This window comes from Psychrobacter halodurans, from assembly GCF_017498075.1.
In the GTDB taxonomy this organism is placed as follows: domain Bacteria; phylum Pseudomonadota; class Gammaproteobacteria; order Pseudomonadales; family Moraxellaceae; genus Psychrobacter; species Psychrobacter celer.
In genome coordinates, this window is the sequence record NZ_JAGBKN010000025.1 from 1 (window position 1) to 15558 (window position 15558).

The window sequence follows — 15558 nt, forward strand, 5'->3', positions numbered from 1 at the left end:
GATAAATTGCGGTCAAACAAGGAAAATAGCGCCGTTAATATCGGGATATAAACCCGCTATTTGACGATGTTTGGCAAAATTTGGCCATTTTTAGCACATTTAGATAACTAGCGAGTGAATTGAAGACACGCCCTAAGGAAGTTGCAGAAAATTTAATAGAATTTAATGAGTTTTGTCTTTTTACAATAAGTCAAAAATTTAGAATAGAAACGTAGAGTTTAGGGTAAACAAAAAAGGTGGGCTACGACTGCGTAACCCACCTTTTTGATTTATAAGTTAAACTGGTCTATCTAACTACACGCAATCATGACCGCGGCATTTCACGCTTTTTTTCCAAAAATAGCATGTCGATGACGATGAACACGACGCCAATACAGATAGCAATATCTGCAATATTAAAAATCGGATAATGCCACACATCAGCATAATGCACATGAATAAAGTCAATCACATGGCCATGTAGTAAGCGATCAATCAGGTTGCCAATGGCACCGCCAAGCACCAGCGCCAGTCCTGTCGATAGCAGCTTGGCTTGCCGCGGCGCTTTGATTAGATAGCCGATCAAAAACAGCGACATCACCAGCGCCAGTCCCGCAAAAAACCACTTTTGCCAGCCGCCTGCATCGGCCAAAAAGCTAAACGCGGCGCCATAGTTGTAAGCCAGTGTCCAGTTGAGAAACGGCTCTAACACTGGCACAGGCTCAAGAAAATTGAGCGTGGTCTCAGCCAGCCATTTGCTCCACTGGTCGATGATGATCACCACCAGCGATAACGCATACCACATAAAGGCGCGACTGCCATTGGCGACCATCTTAGGGGTCTTAGTTAGGCGACCTCTAGGCGTCGATGAACTGCCAGTGGTTGCATGTGCCGGCTTGGGGGAGCCGTCGGCCTCAACCTGCGGCGACTTGTGAGGTGAGTCTGACGGGTTAGGAGCAGAATTAGGCATAGTGGCGCACCTCGCCTGTACCGCTCACGTTGGTCACGCAGCGCGCGCATAGCTCAGGATGGGTGCTATCGACGCCGATGTCATCACGGATATGCCAGCAGCGTACGCACTTGGTGCCTGTGGCTGCACTCACTTTGACCTGCAAGTCGCTTGACTCATCGGCATGGCTCTCTGCTGGTACTGAGCCAGAATCTGCGCTCTGAGCAGGGGCTTCACTCATCGGCTGCAGGGTTGCGCTACTGGTAATCAAGACAAAACGTAGCTCTTCGCCAAGCTTGGCCAAGCTCTCTTGCATCGCGCCGCTGGCATACAGATCGACGCCCGCTGATAAGTTGGCATTGATGATTTTTTCGCCACGCGCTGTTTCGATATGTTTGTTGACGATGTCTTTGGCCTGCATGATGCGTTGCCAGTCGTCGCTTGTGATGGCGCTCAGCTCAAATGCTGGGAAGGTGTACCACGCTTGGGTAAACACATAACCTGCGTCTTGTCCGTTGTTGCCTTCTAGTACTTCCCACGCTTCTTGAGCCGTAAAGGACAAGATAGGTGTGATCCAGCGAATCAGCGCATGAGCGATATGATAAATCGCCGTTTGGGCAGAGCGGCGCGGCTGTCCATCGGTCTGAGTGGTGTACTGGCGATCTTTGATGATATCTAAATAAAAGCTGCCCAAGTCTTGCGAGCAAAACGCGGTGACGTGCTGGGTGACTTGGTGAAAGTCCATCGCATCATAAGCGCTGATGATTTGTGCTTGCACGGTTTGCGCGCGCTCAATGATGAATTTATCAAGGCTGACCAGCTCATCCATCGCCACGCTGTTGGTCGCTGGATCAAAGTCATCAGTATTGGCAAGCAAAAAGCGCAAGGTGTTACGGATACGGCGATACATGTCGATCGCGCCCTTAAACACGGTCTTACCCGCGCTCATCTCATAACGATAATCACTTGAGGCAATCCATAAGCGCAGCATGTCCGCGCCCGTTTTATTGATCTCGTCTTGCGGAGTGATGATGTTGCCAAGCGACTTACTCATCTTGCGGCCGTTTTCATCTACCACAAAACCATGGGTCAATACTTGCTTAAATGGTGGACGCTCGTACATCGCCTCTGAGGTCAGCAAGGAGGTCTGAAACCAGCCGCGATGCTGATCTGAGCCCTCTAAATACATATCCGCTGGGTTGGTCAGCTCATCGCGTTGATCCAGTACAGCAAAATGCGTGGTTCCTGAGTCAAACCATACGTCTAGCGTGTCGGTCGCTTTGTCATAGTCAGCAGCCTCATCACCCAAAAAATCCTCACAGCTGGCATCAAACCACGCTTCCACGCCGCCATCAGCGATTTTTTGTGCCGCCGCTTCCATCAGCTCCAGCGTGTTTGGATGCAGCTCACCTGTTTCTTTATGCGTAAAGAAAGTAATTGGCACGCCCCAAGTACGCTGGCGTGAGATACACCAGTCAGGACGGTCAGTCATCATCGCCTCGATGCGGTTTTGTCCCCAAGCTGGCGTCCATTTGACCGTTGGAATATCAGCAAGCGCTCGCTCGCGTAAGCCTTTAGCTTCCATATTGATAAACCACTGCGGGGTGGCGCGGAAGATAATCGGCGACTTGTGACGCCAGCAATGCGGGTAGCTGTGCTCGATTTTGGTATGGCTGACGAGGTGGCCGTTTTCGTGCAAGGTGGCGATGATTTTTGGGTTGGCTTTATAGATATGCTCTCCGGCAAATACCGCGGCGCTGTCTAAATACACACCCGTACCGCCCACAGGGTTTTCTACAGGTAGGTTGTATTTTAGACCGACGATATAATCGTCAAGACCATGACCTGGCGCGGTATGGACGAGGCCTGTACCGCTATCGGTGGTGACGTGATCGCCTAGGATAAGCGGCACTTGACGCCCTTCAATCAGTGGGTGCTGGGCGTGCAGACCTTCAAGCTTGCGTCCTGATACGGTCGCCAAGATACCTTTGTGGTCAAGCTTTAGCTCGGTCAGCGCAGTTTCGACCAAGTCTGTCGCTAATAAAAAATGGCCTTTGTCCGTTGCTACCACGCTATAGTCGTGCTCAGGATGCACAGCAATGGCTTGGTTGGCAGGCAGCGTCCATGGCGTCGTCGTCCAAATGATGGCAGCAATGCCATCGCCGATGCCATTTAGCGATTCTACCTTGTCGGTATCCACTATATCAAAGCTGACGTAGATGGCGTCAGAGACTTTGTCTTGGTATTCTACTTCGGCTTCGGCGAGGGCAGAGCTACAGTCCAAGCACCAGTTCACAGGCTTCATACCGCGGGTTACGTGACCATTGTCATAGATTTTCGCAAGTGCACGGACGATATTGGCTTCCTGCGCAAAGTTCATGGTGAGATAGGGGTTGTCCCAATCACCAAACACGCCCAGACGTTTAAAGTCGGCTTTTTGTAGCTCAATCTGGGTGCTGGCATACTCGCGGCACAGACCACGAAACTCAGTGGCCGAGACTTTTTGACCGACTTTGCCGACCTTGGCTTCGACTTTTTGTTCGATAGGTAGGCCATGACAATCCCAACCAGGAACATAAGGTGCATCAAACCCCGACAGCGTTTTTGACTTAACGATGATATCTTTTAAAACTTTATTGACCGCATGACCTAAGTGAATCTGACCGTTGGCATAAGGAGGGCCATCATGCAAAATATACTTTAGCGCACCTGTGCGCGCCTTACGAATTTTGCCATAGACATCATCGGCTTCCCACGCCGCTAGCCAGTCAGGCTCGCGTTTGGCGAGGTTTGCACGCATGGCAAACGGAGTGTCGGCGAGGTTTAATGTATCTTTATAATCGTGGCTTGGGGTGTCGGTGCTTTTGTCAGTCATAGAAGGTATCTTATAAAATGATGGTTAGAAGTGGGAAAAAGAGCCGAGTACATGCTGATCTAAAATAGCGTGTGGATGTTACGTGAACGCTACGCTTACTGTGTCACTATTAATACTGGTATTTGGTTGCGGCGCTAGTTAGTAATATAGCGGCTTCCAACTACAATCATTTTATGTCGTCACAAACAGATAAAAGCGTCTGCCTACATCGTAAATACTAATGAGATGATTGCAATACCATATAGCGATATCAAAATAGTAAGAAAAGTGGCGATAATAATGACAGCTATTATATGACAAAACCAGTGGGGTAAAAAGAGCTGGCCGGTATCGTCCTGTTTTTAGCCAAAACCAATAGTTTATACCATCAAACCAAACCATCAAACCAAGACTAAAAAAGAACAAGGCTAAAAAACAAGAACTAAAAAACTGATGACAGCCATAAGCGTAATTTTAGTGACCACAATGGCTGAATGCCCGTTAGACCTTGCGCCATCTCACCCTCTTTTAAGATGACATAAGAGGGCGTTACTTGTCCTTGCCAGTCAGCAAATATCTCGCCTTCTTGATCATTGATGGTGGTAAAGCGGTAGTTGTGTTCGCTCAGGTAGCTATGCAGCGTTTGATCAGAGCCTGACTGGATCGCAATGGTCACCACCGGGTAGTCATTGGCCGCCGCGAGCGTGTCTATGGTCGGCGAGGTCACACGGCAAACTGGGCACCACGTTCCCCAAAAGTACACTAGCGCGGGCCTATCGTTACTGAGCGCTGCCAAGTCAATGCTTTGTCCTTGATAATCGGTGAGCTGCAATTGCGGGTTGGCAGGCATGACTGGCTGCCGCCACCAATTAACCGCGGTATAAATGACGGCAAACATCAAGCCATATATCAGTATCGTCTTGATAAGCGACAGCGCTTTTTGCTGTGGCGTTTTTTTAGGCTTTGCCACTGTGGTATCAGTATCAGTTGTCATAAGGGCTACTTTTCTATGCTTGTCATGGTATCAAAAAGTGTCTGGTCGCTGTTTGTTATCGCGTGTGCTAGGCTGTGCCCTCATTTTTATCACTATTTTTAGAATGAGGACATGCCCTAGATAAAAATAAACGGCTGAATGCTCAGCCGTATGATTCCTAAATGCTTTAAAATACTAATTCTTTAGAGCACTTTCAAAATATCGTCCATCGCTATTGCTGTATCGATGTTATGTCGGAGTGACGATAAGCGCTTAAGGTTTTTGTGCGCGGTCTTGTAGTGGGTCACCGGTCAGCACGCTGCCTGAGTTTTCTCGGCGCTCGCTTGTGCTGAGCTGACTGGCGGGTACTTTCGACTTTCTCTTCCATTTTAGGCTAAACAAGTCATCGCGGCGGTCAAGCAAGTTATGTACCGAGCCTTCGTTACGGACGTGGATCAGCTTGTCCAAATCTAAGTCAGAGAAAAAAACCATCTCAGTGTTTGCGGTGGTTTCTGCCATAATTGCGTCATGAGGGAAGGCAAAATCTGATGGCGAAAAGATAGACGACTGGGCGTACTGAATATCTAAGCTCTCAACCTGCGGCAAGTTGCCAACAGAGCCGCAAATCATTACGTAGCATTCGTTTTCGATGGCACGTGCCTGCGCACAGTGGCGTACGCGCAGGTAGCCGTTTTGGGTATCCGTCCAAAATGGAACAAACAAAATATCCATGTCATCTAGAGCCATCAAACGGGCAAGCTCTGGGAACTCGATATCATAACAAACCAAGATACCGATACGTCCAGCATCCGTATCAAAGACTTTGACCTCGTCACCGCCTTCGATGACCCACGCGCTGCGCTCATGCGGGGTGATATGGATTTTGCGCTGCTCTTCTACTGTCCCGTCACGGCGACACAAGTAGCTGACATTATATAGGGTGTCTTCTTCATCCAGTAAGGGCATCGAGCCTGTGATGACGTTGACGTTGTAACTGACTGCCAAATGTGAGATCTCATTTTTAAACCACTCCGTATAGCCGGCCAAAAATCGAATAGCGACGTTTTGGTCGGTGGCTTCACAAAGCCCCATAAGCGGCGCATTAAAAAACTCAGGCAGGCAAGCAAAGTCAGAGTTGTAGTCGGCCATGATATCGACAAAAAACTCCACTTGCTGTAGCAGCTCTTCAGGCGAGTCAACCTCACGCATCTGCCACTGAATACCGCCGATACGCACCTCTGACTTGCGGGTGCTGGGCTTGTATTCTTGTGGTTCATAATAGATATTGGCCCACTCAAGTAGCGTAGCAAAGCCCTTGGACTGGGCATCATCTGGTAGGTACGCGGTCAAAATACGCTTGACGATAAAGCCATTGGACAGCTGAAATGACAGCGCAGAGTCGTGAATCTCACGAGACTCGACAGCATCGATATACTCGCCAGGGGTCAGGTCTTGGTGGTTGTGATAATTGGGAATACGGCCACCGGCCAAAATCGCGCGAAAGTTAAGCTGACGGCATAGCTCTTTGCGCGCATCATACAGCCGGCGTCCGAGACGATACCCGCGATAGTCAGGGTCGATCAGCGCGTCCAAACCATAAATCGCATCGCCTTTTGGATTGTCTTTGATGATCTCTTTGTGACCGATCAAATCGTCATAGGTATGCGGGTTAGAAAACTTGGCATAGTCAACGCGCATCGATAGCACGATGCCGATCAGTTGATCATGGTCAAACAGCGCAATCTGTCCTTCAGGAAAGGCGTCTATGAGCGTATGAATGGTGTTTTTTGACCACGCGCCGCCTAGGTTGACGTAGACGCGATCCATCAAGGCTTTTAGCTGGGGGTAGTCTTTTTTCTTAATCTCGGCAATCGTCAAATGAAAGTCGTCTGTTTTTTCAATCTTGCTCATAAGGTTCCTATCTGCTGTTTTTATAAAAGCTTTTCGTGTAACAAAGGCAATAAAAATATTCCCATTAGAGAATATTGTCGTTACAATGATTTATTGTCATATTTACAATGGGTTAGAGTGATATAGTCCATCTGATATAAAAATGATACAACGCTTTATTGAGCGACTAATAGCCATGTATCTGATTTATTTGGGTGCGATTATACTCTCTCATCTGCCCTGCTGAATTTGCCAAGAGTGTTGTAGATATCGCGGTGCGTTTTTATCGTCATAAAGACTATATTGCTGGTTATGATAGCAAGTCACATGGGCAATGACAGTCTAACGTGGTAACTATTTGCTACGTTTTTGTGAGCCGGCTTTGATGTCAGTTATGTGCACTCAATTATTGTTATCACTCAGGCAGCGTCTTGTTTGGCTTATTTGCTTCGGCTATCGGCACAAGTGCCCCTTTAGGATTTTTATTATGCCCCTCACTCATACCACTGCATTTAGCCAACTAGAGAACATCGCAGATCATGCGTTGGTACAGTTGGTGTATGTCAGTAGTCTGACGCTGCGCTCGCGCTTAAGCGCCTCGATATTTGATGAAGTAGAAGGCCATGCGCAAGATTTTAATGAGCAGCATGGTATCACCGGTACGCTCTGTTATGGCAACGGCCATTTTTTGCAATGTATTGAAGGCGAGAAGGCCGAAGTGGCGGCGCTGACGCAGCGTATCTTTGCCGATCATCGCCACAAACATGTCGAGGTGCTGCTGTTACGGCAGGTAAGTGGCCGCCGCTTTGCTGACTGGCGCATGCGTTTGCTTTTTTTGGAGCGCTGGCTTTGGTCGCCTGCCACCAAGCAGCAAGCGGCGCAGTTGTCACCGTATCTGCCATTTGCGCCGCACGGCTGGTCGCCTGAGCGTACCGAGCAGTTTTTACAACTCATCAAAACCTTTGATAGCCCGCCCCATATCAAAGCCGCTGGTATTACTTATAATGCGCTGGGCAATATGGTGCGTCATATCGCCGCCCCGCATCAAGCGTTTTTAGTGGTGCAAGGGTTTTTAAGTGTGCTATTAATCGTTGGTTTGGTGCTGTTATTTTTATAAGCGGTGCTATTGTGCTAAAAGATAATAGAAAAATGACGCTAAACTCTGAGGTTTAGCGTCATTTTTTATGGTTATAGATGGGCTGTTTTTATAAAAAACCTCTTACACATCAAACACCTTACCACGATTCATAATACTATTGGGGTCAAACACCTTCTTAATCTCACGTAAATACGCAATCTCAGTCTCACTGCGGCTATAGTGTAGATATGGTTTTTTCGTCATACCCACCCCATGCTCTGCAGACACCGAGCCGCCGTATTTTTGTACCGTCTCAAACACGTATTTATTGACAATTTGACACTCACTAAAGAAATCATCTTTGCTCATGTTTTCAGGTTTTAGAATATTAAGATGCAAATTGCCATCGCCGATATGACCAAACCAGCACACCTCAAAGTCTGGATAGTTGCTGGCGACGATATGATCAATCTCAGCGATAAACTCTGGCACATAGCTGATGAGTACTGACACATCGTTCTTATAAGGGGTAAAGACTGAGATGGTCTCAGAGATATACTCACGCAGCTTCCACAGCTCTGCCGCTTGCGCCAGACTTTGGCTCATGACGCCATCGACGACCCAGCCTTCAGTCATACAATGCTCAAAGATGGCCATGGCTTTATCCATGATAGGCTCATAGGGCGCTTCAAACTCAAGTAAGGTATAAAACTTGGTGCGAGACTCAAAGGGCTCTTGTACTTGACCGTGCGCCATCAGCTTATCAACTGCCACGTCATCAAAGAATTCAAAGGCGGTCAGATCAATCTGCGCTTGAAAGGCGGATAACACATTCATGACATCATTAAAGCTGTCCATACCTAGTACCATGACGTTTAAGTCTTGCGGCTGACGCTCAAGCTTGATTTGGGCATGGGTGACAAAACCTAGGGTGCCTTCACTACCGATAAACAGCTGACGCAAGTCATAGCCGGTGGCGTTTTTTATCATGCCGCGGTTGAGCTGCAAGATATCCCCTTTACCAGTGACGACGGTGAGCCCCATGATCCATTGACGGGTCATGCCATAGCGGATGACCTTGATGCCGCCGGCGTTGGTGCCGATGTTGCCGCCGATTTGACTGGAGCCTGCTGAGGCAAAGTCGACAGGGTAGTATAGGTCTTTTGACTCTGCGAACTGTTGCAGCTGTTCGGTGATGACACCGGCTTCAATCTCGACCATACGATCGGCAGGATAAAAGGTGCCGATTTGGTTCATTTTGTCCATGCTGACGACGATTTCGCCATTGGCGGCAACGGCACCTGCCGACAGACCGGTACGGCCACCACTGGGGGTGAGGACGATGTTGTGCTCATTGGCAAGCAGGACGATGGCTTGTACTTGTTCGGTGGTCTTTGGAAAGATGATGGCAGAGGCGGCTGGGGCGAAGTGTTTGGTCCAGTCTTTGCCCCAATATTCAAGGCTTTCTGGGTCGGTTTTGATTTGGGTTGGGTCAAACTGATGGCTTGTAAGCAAACAGTCTAAAAGGCTTTGGACGGCGGCGGTACTAGGGTTAGACGGGCTTTGGCTAGATAAAGAAGTCATGGTCAACTCTCGGTATAAACGGTAAGTACTATGCATAAAGGGGATTATTATATCGCTAAATGGATATAACGCGGCAGTTATAAGTATGTTTATATAAGGGGAGGTCCCTCAAAAAAAACAGTTCAACCCAGTTTGGCAGCGTGTCGCTACCAGAGTTTACTATAGCATAAATAGTTTTCAGGCTAGATAATCAATAATTCATCTAATCTGCTAACATCGAGACGGAATTTTGTGTAAGATATCTGGACTGTTTTCGTTTCACCCATCATAGATTATCGAGCAGATAATCTTATAAGACAATCATAGGACAGTTCTCATATGGCGTTATCATTAGAAAAAGACAAAATTCGTTTTTTATTGCTTGAAGGTCTGCACGACAATGCCCTAAAAGTATTAAAAGACGCGGGCTACCACAACATCGAAAATATCAGTCACGCCTTAGATCAAGATGAGCTGATCGAAAAAATCAAAGATGCGCATTTTATCGGTATTCGTTCGCGTACGCAGCTGACCCGTGAAGTGCTGGAGCATGCGCACAAGCTCATCGGTATCGGCTGTTTTTGTATCGGTACCAACCAAGTCGATCTAGACGCGGCTCGCGACCTAGGTATCCCCGTCTTTAACGCGCCATACTCGAACACCCGCTCGGTGGCTGAGCTGGTATTGGCAGAAGCCATCATGCTATATCGCGGCATTCCAGAAAAAAACGCCACCGTTCATCGCGGCGGCTGGGGTAAGTCTGCCACCAACTCGCATGAAGTACGCGGCAAAACCATCGGTATCGTCGGTTACGGCTCTATCGGCTCACAGTTGTCTGTACTGGCCGAAAGCTTTGGTATGAAAGTCATCTATCATGATGTCGTGACCAAGTTGCCACTGGGCAACGCCGTACAAGTGGGTAGCCTGGAAGAGCTGCTATCGACCGCTGATATCGTCACCTTGCATGTGCCTGACGTCCCAAGCACCCGCTACATGATGGGCGCTGAGCAGTTTGCACACATGAAAGACGGCAGCTACTTTATCAACGCCGCTCGTGGTACTTGCGTAGAGATTGATGATTTGGCGGCCGCGCTTGAGTCTGGTAAGCTTTTGGGCGCTGCGGTTGATGTGTTTCCAAAAGAGCCAAAATCAGCGGACGAAGAGTTTGAATCACCACTACGTAAGTTTGACAATGTGATCTTGACACCGCATATCGGCGGCTCAACCCAAGAAGCGCAGGCCAATATCGGTCTTGAAGTGGCTGATAAGTTTGTCAGATACTCAGATCAAGGTGATACAGCGACCGCGGTGAACTTCCCAGAGGTTTCTATACCGTTTAAAGAAGGCTCACATCGTCTGCTACATATCCATAAAAACGTACCAGGCGTACTGTCACAGATCAACCGTCTGTTTGCCGAGGCGCATATCAACATCTTAGCGCAGAGCCTGATGACAGAAGGCGACGTTGGCTATCTCGTGATGGATGTGGATTATAACGATTCAACCGCTGCGCTTGATCAACTAAAAGACGTTGAAGAAACCATTCGCGTGCGTATCTTGTTCTAAAATTAACCGTGATCGTTTAGGGCGTGTTGAACCTTCAACACGCCCTAATGTTACAACTGATACAAAAAAAGAGATGCGCTATGAATAGGGCATCTCTTTTTTATGGCTAATCGCTTAAACGTCTAACATTTAAAGCAGGGTATGGTGTTAACGAACTAAGCTTTGGCTTTATTGGCCGCTTCTGCTTGGCGACGTGCTTCAATTTTAGCCGATTTACGCTTTTCGATGATGTCCATCACATCGCTACCAATATGCGCTTCACCACGTTTTTTGGCCAGCTGCATTTGATGTTCGCGCTCACGGAATCGAGCCTTTTGTTCCTCAGTTGCCTTGTCGATACAATGCGGGCACGACTCACCTTTGATATAGGCGGCGCTTTGCATGTCCTCGGCTGTAATCGGCATACGGCAAGCAAAGCACTGCTCGTAGTTGCCTTTTTCTAAGTTGTGATTGACTGACACACGATTGTCAAAGACAAAGCAGTCGCCTTGCCACATAGAGTCACTGGCAGGGATTTCTTCTAGGTATTTTAAGATACCGCCTTCTAAATGATAGACCTCTTCAAAGCCTTGCTCGCGCATATAGGCCGTGGACTTCTCACAGCGAATACCGCCGGTACAAAACATCGCCACTTTTTTGTGTTTGGTTGGATCGAGTTCTTTTGCCACATATTCTGGAAACTCACGGAAGGTTTCGGTATGTGGGTTGACGGCGTTTTGAAAGGTGCCAATCTGTACTTCGTAGTCGTTGCGGGTATCGATTAGGAGTACGTCAGGATCAGAGATCAGCGCATTCCATTCGCTCGGCTTGACGTAGCGGCCAACAGATTGCAGTGGATCGATATCTTCTACGCCCATGGTGACGATTTCTTTTTTGAGCTTGACCTTGGTACGATAAAAAGGCTGGGCGTCGGTATAAGACTCTTTAAACTCAAAACGACCAATCGCTTCGATGCTACGCAAATAATCAAGGACCGTATCAATGCCTTGGCGGCTACCAGAAATCGTACCGTTAATGCCTTCATTGGCCAGCAATAAAGTGCCTTTGACGTCATTGTCCAGCATGGTGTTTAAGATCGGCTCACGGTACTGCGCAAAGTCAGCAAAGCGGGTAAATTTATAAAGTGCAGCAACGACGATATTATTGGTGACGCTATCGTAGGCCGGTGCGGCGTTGTTCTCAGCTGCCGTACTGCTTTGGGTGTTGTTTTGGGTATGGCTGTCTTGAGTGGTACTCATGATGGTCTCCTGCGGGCTAGGTCGCAAACCTAGTGCATATGATTTAAGGTATTTGTAAGATAGATAACACTAGCGCAATTGTGGAATTGGCTGGTGCGCGCGTAGTGTAGCAAATTTTTCTGGTGTTTTGAAGGTTTTGTGAGAAGGGCGGTGTTGTGATTGATACGATTTTAAGGAGAATTATCTGTCTCTGAAACGGCTCGATAGTCGCTCTAAAAAGAACAAAATCCAGCGCGTCGGCTGGATTTTAATCACTGAGAGAATCGGTGTAAAAGCTATTTGCTTTGGAACCAACGATCCGCTTGGCTACGAGCATTGGCGATATCTGAGCTGGATAAGTTCAACGCCAGCTGACCGATTTTGCCACGGGCTTTGTTGCGTACTTTTTCATCGAGCATACCGTCACGGGCGGCCAAATCATACCATTTATAGGCATCGACCAGATTCTTTTGTTTTTCATCGAGCAAGGCTAGCGTGTAGCTGGCGCGATTGTCACCACGCATGGCCGCTTTTTCTAACCAGTGGCGTGCTTGCTGAAGATTGGGCTTCACGCCTTCACCGCGTAGATACATGATGGCCAGATTTAGCTGGGCTGGCGCAACACCTTGCTGCGCGGCTTTGGTATACCACTGAATGGCTTGCTGAGTGTTTTGCGCCACGCCTTCGCCTTTTTGTAGGCGCTTGGCTAAGTAAAATTGCGCATGGTCATTCCCTTGCGCCGCACGGTTGGACAGCTCACTGACAGGCATCAGCTCAAAACGTGAGGTATCAAGCGGTACGTTTGATATTAACTCAGCATTGGCAAGACCTGCGCAAGAAAATAAGGCAGTAAACAACGCAGCTTTTAATAGTTTCATAGCAGCTCCAAAATTAGACAGTTAATAAGCAAAAAAATTGTACCGCTAAAGTATCTTAGGCGGCGCTAACGATAAGGGGGCGTCGTATCAATGATGTGTTATCCAAACGTCCCAAACCATCCATCAAGTATAGTGAACCCTTTACCTAATCATCTGCTCAGCAGTTGCTGTCAAGCCCCACAGACGAACGGTGCAAATACGGGTGTCAGTGACATTATTTTGCTAGCTTAACACCCACACTTACGAAACTCAAATACTAATTACAAGAAATCATGGCCGATTATACCTGAGTGTCTTCAATAAAATCATAGAGTTACTTGCGCGTAAGAATAAATCAATCATTTTATAAAAATCAGACAAGGAGGATTAGGGCCGTTTGGTTTTTGAATATTATGCAGGCTTTCGTTTGGTGACGCGATAGATAGCGACATCTGCCAAGAGGTTGGGTGCTTGACGGATTAAAGATGTCATCAGCGGTGAATGGCCTTTTTCTGAGTCGCTAACAGCAAAGCGGTTGATGATATGAATATCATGCTCAGCACACAGCTGCTCAAAGTCTTTAAAAGTACACAAATGAATGTTTGGGGTGTTGTACCACTCATAAGGCAGGGCTTCTGAAACAGGCATCAGGCCTTTTAGTCCAAGGTGAATACGGTTTTGCCAATGGGCAAAGTTGGGAAAGGTGATGACCGCTTCACGGGCCACGCGTAGCATATCGAGCAGCAAAACGTCGGGGGCTTTGACCGCTTGGAGCGCCCGTGCCATGACGACGGTGTCAAAGCTGTCGTCAGCAAAGCGCGCCAGCCCATCATTGAGGTCTTGCTCGACGATAGAGAGACCCTTGCTGATGGCTTCATTGATTTTGTCTTCATCAATCTCTAGGCCATAACCTGTCACGCCCAGTTTTTGCTGTAAATGCGCGAGCAGCTCACCATTACCACAGCCCAAATCCAGTACATGCGCTTGCGGCGCGATCCAGCGCTCAGCCAACTGATGGTCCATTCTCATGAGCGTTCTCCTGTGCCGGTCACGTTAGCGGTCATAAAAGGGGCGGTCAAAAAGCCTTTAACCGCGCCCATATAACGGGGGATATCAAATAAAAACGAATCATGACCATGTGGGGCGTCGACATTGATATAGCTGACCGGCTTACCTGTGGCCATCAGGGCATCCACGATTTCTTGTGAGCGCTCAGGGGCAAAGCGCCAATCAGTGGTAAATGACACCACCAGATATTGGCACTTGGTATGGGCAAGGGCGGCTTTTAAGGCGCTCAGCTCAAGCTGGCTGTCGACATCGTCGCTATGCTCAGCAGTATGGTCGCTACCTGTGCTACCTGTGTGCTCATCATTGATGCTGGCAGCCAAACTATCATCAATGGCGTTGTCATCGTCAGTATTAGCATAGTCGCGCGTAGGATCAAAATAATCTAAGGCTTTGGTCATGAGCAAATAGGTATTGGCATCGAAGTTTTTGCTAAAGCGCTCGCCTTGATAGCGCAGATAGCTTTCTACTTGGAACTCGACATCATAGCCGTACATAAACTTGCCCGATTTTAGATCTCGGCCAAATTTGGCCTTCATCGCATCATCGGTTAAGTAGGTGATATGACCGACCATACGTGCCAATATCAGGCCGCGGCGCGGATAAGTGCCGGCTTGTATATAGCGGCCGTCCTTAAAGTCTGGGTCAGAGAGGATGGACTGACGAGCGACTTCGTTAAAGGCGATGTTTTGCGCCGATAGCTTGGGCGTGCTGGCAATAATGACGCAGCGTTTTAGCCGGTCTGGATAGTCGACCGACCATTGCAGCGCCTGCATCCCGCCCATAGAGCCGCCGACGATGGCATGCCAGACATCGATGCCTAAGCGGTCTGAGAGCAAAGCTTGGGTTTTGACCCAGTCTTTGATGGTGATCAGCGGAAAGTCAGGGCCATAGACTTGCGGCTCGCTGCCATCAGCTTGATTGAGGGTATCAGGGTTGATGGTGGTGGGGCCTGTCGAGCCAAAGCAGCTGCCGATATTATTGACGCACACCACATAAAACTGATTGGTGTCGATGGCTTTGTTGGGTCCGATCATATTGTCCCACCAGCCCGCTTTTTTGTCATCATGACTATAATACCCTGCCGCATGATGGCTGCCAGACAAGGCATGGCAAATCAAAATAGCATTTGATTTGTCTTGATTGAGCGTGCCGTAAGTCTCTACCATCAAATCAAAAGACGGCAAGGTGCGATTGCACTCAAGGGTAAGCGGCTCGGCAAAATGGATTTTTTCGGGCGTGACGATTCCGACTGAGCCTGCCTGATCGGCCAAGCCTTGTGGGTCGAGTGTATCTGTTGGGAGTTGGTCACTGGTACTATCAGAGCGTGCGTTCAAAGCTACCTCGCAAGACAACAATCATCTATAAATAAGCGTCAATTAAGCGTCAATAAAATCACCAGCCACACAAGCAAAATAGCATGCATGTTTTTATACGGTTTTGGTGATGGTTGGCTCTATTGTATGGCGATGGGCGTAGGAGTACAACCTCCGTACGCAGTCTTTATTTGACCTGCGTAGCAAATTGTATAAAGACGGCCTTCAGCATGCGTTTTTTGGCGATAAAA

At 48.2% G+C, this 15558-nt stretch carries 11 protein-coding genes; 2 read left to right on the forward strand and 9 right to left on the reverse strand.

Annotation, left to right across the window (positions count from 1 at the left end; genetic code table 11):
- Nucleotides 1–304: 304 nt before the first annotated feature.
- From lspA to J3491_RS10060, 4 genes are all read right to left on the reverse strand, one after another.
- Nucleotides 305–949 (reverse strand): signal peptidase II, encoded by a 645-nt coding sequence (lspA, locus tag J3491_RS10045; RefSeq protein WP_207970106.1) that lies wholly within the window; start codon nt 947–949, stop codon nt 305–307.
- The gene (gene ileS, locus J3491_RS10050) at nt 942–3803 is read right to left on the reverse strand and encodes an isoleucine--tRNA ligase (RefSeq protein WP_207970107.1); all 2862 of its coding nucleotides are present in this window, start codon (nt 3801–3803) and stop codon (nt 942–944) included. Before ileS ends, lspA begins: the two co-directional genes overlap by 8 nt.
- A 421-nt stretch (nt 3804–4224) precedes the next feature.
- Nucleotides 4225–4776 (reverse strand): protein disulfide oxidoreductase, encoded by a 552-nt coding sequence (locus tag J3491_RS10055; protein ID WP_100748931.1) that lies wholly within the window; start codon nt 4774–4776, stop codon nt 4225–4227.
- Between the two features lie 252 nt (nt 4777–5028).
- Nucleotides 5029–6666, reverse strand: a complete 1638-nt coding sequence (locus J3491_RS10060; RefSeq protein ID WP_207970108.1) for a carbon-nitrogen hydrolase family protein — start codon at nt 6664–6666, stop codon at nt 5029–5031.
- A 466-nt stretch (nt 6667–7132) separates the two neighbouring features.
- Between J3491_RS10060 and J3491_RS10065 the strand changes: the two genes are divergently transcribed.
- Nucleotides 7133–7762, forward strand: coding sequence for a BLUF domain-containing protein (locus J3491_RS10065; protein ID WP_243456331.1), 630 nt, complete (start codon nt 7133–7135; stop codon nt 7760–7762).
- A 102-nt stretch (nt 7763–7864) separates the two neighbouring features.
- On the opposite strand, the gene J3491_RS10070 is transcribed toward J3491_RS10065, so the two are convergent.
- Nucleotides 7865–9307, reverse strand: coding sequence for an FAD-binding oxidoreductase (locus J3491_RS10070; protein WP_207970109.1), 1443 nt, complete (start codon nt 9305–9307; stop codon nt 7865–7867).
- A gap of 318 nt (nt 9308–9625) precedes the next feature.
- Between J3491_RS10070 and serA the strand changes: the two genes are divergently transcribed.
- A complete protein-coding gene (gene serA / locus J3491_RS10075) occupies nt 9626–10852 on the forward strand; it encodes a phosphoglycerate dehydrogenase (protein ID WP_100748933.1) in 1227 nt (408 codons plus the stop codon).
- 155 nt (nt 10853–11007) lie between these two features.
- Here serA and trhO read toward each other — a convergent pair whose 3' ends face one another.
- The 4 genes from trhO to metX form a co-directional block, all read right to left on the reverse strand.
- Entirely contained in the window at nt 11008–12090 is a 1083-nt protein-coding gene (gene trhO / locus J3491_RS10080; protein ID WP_207970110.1) for an oxygen-dependent tRNA uridine(34) hydroxylase TrhO, read from the reverse strand.
- Nucleotides 12091–12365: 275 nt separating this feature from the next.
- Nucleotides 12366–12947 carry a tetratricopeptide repeat protein gene (locus tag J3491_RS10085; RefSeq protein WP_075102044.1) on the reverse strand — a complete coding sequence of 194 codons (582 nt, stop codon included), beginning with the start codon at nt 12945–12947 and terminating at the stop codon, nt 12366–12368.
- A 390-nt stretch (nt 12948–13337) separates the two neighbouring features.
- On the reverse strand, nt 13338–13955 hold the full coding sequence (gene metW, locus J3491_RS10090; protein WP_207970111.1) for a methionine biosynthesis protein MetW: 618 nt from the start codon (nt 13953–13955) through the stop codon (nt 13338–13340).
- Nucleotides 13952–15265, reverse strand: a complete 1314-nt coding sequence (gene metX / locus J3491_RS10095) for a homoserine O-acetyltransferase MetX (protein WP_207970122.1) — start codon at nt 15263–15265, stop codon at nt 13952–13954. The genes metW and metX overlap by 4 nt, the downstream gene beginning before the upstream one ends.
- Nucleotides 15266–15558: the final 293 nt, after the last annotated feature.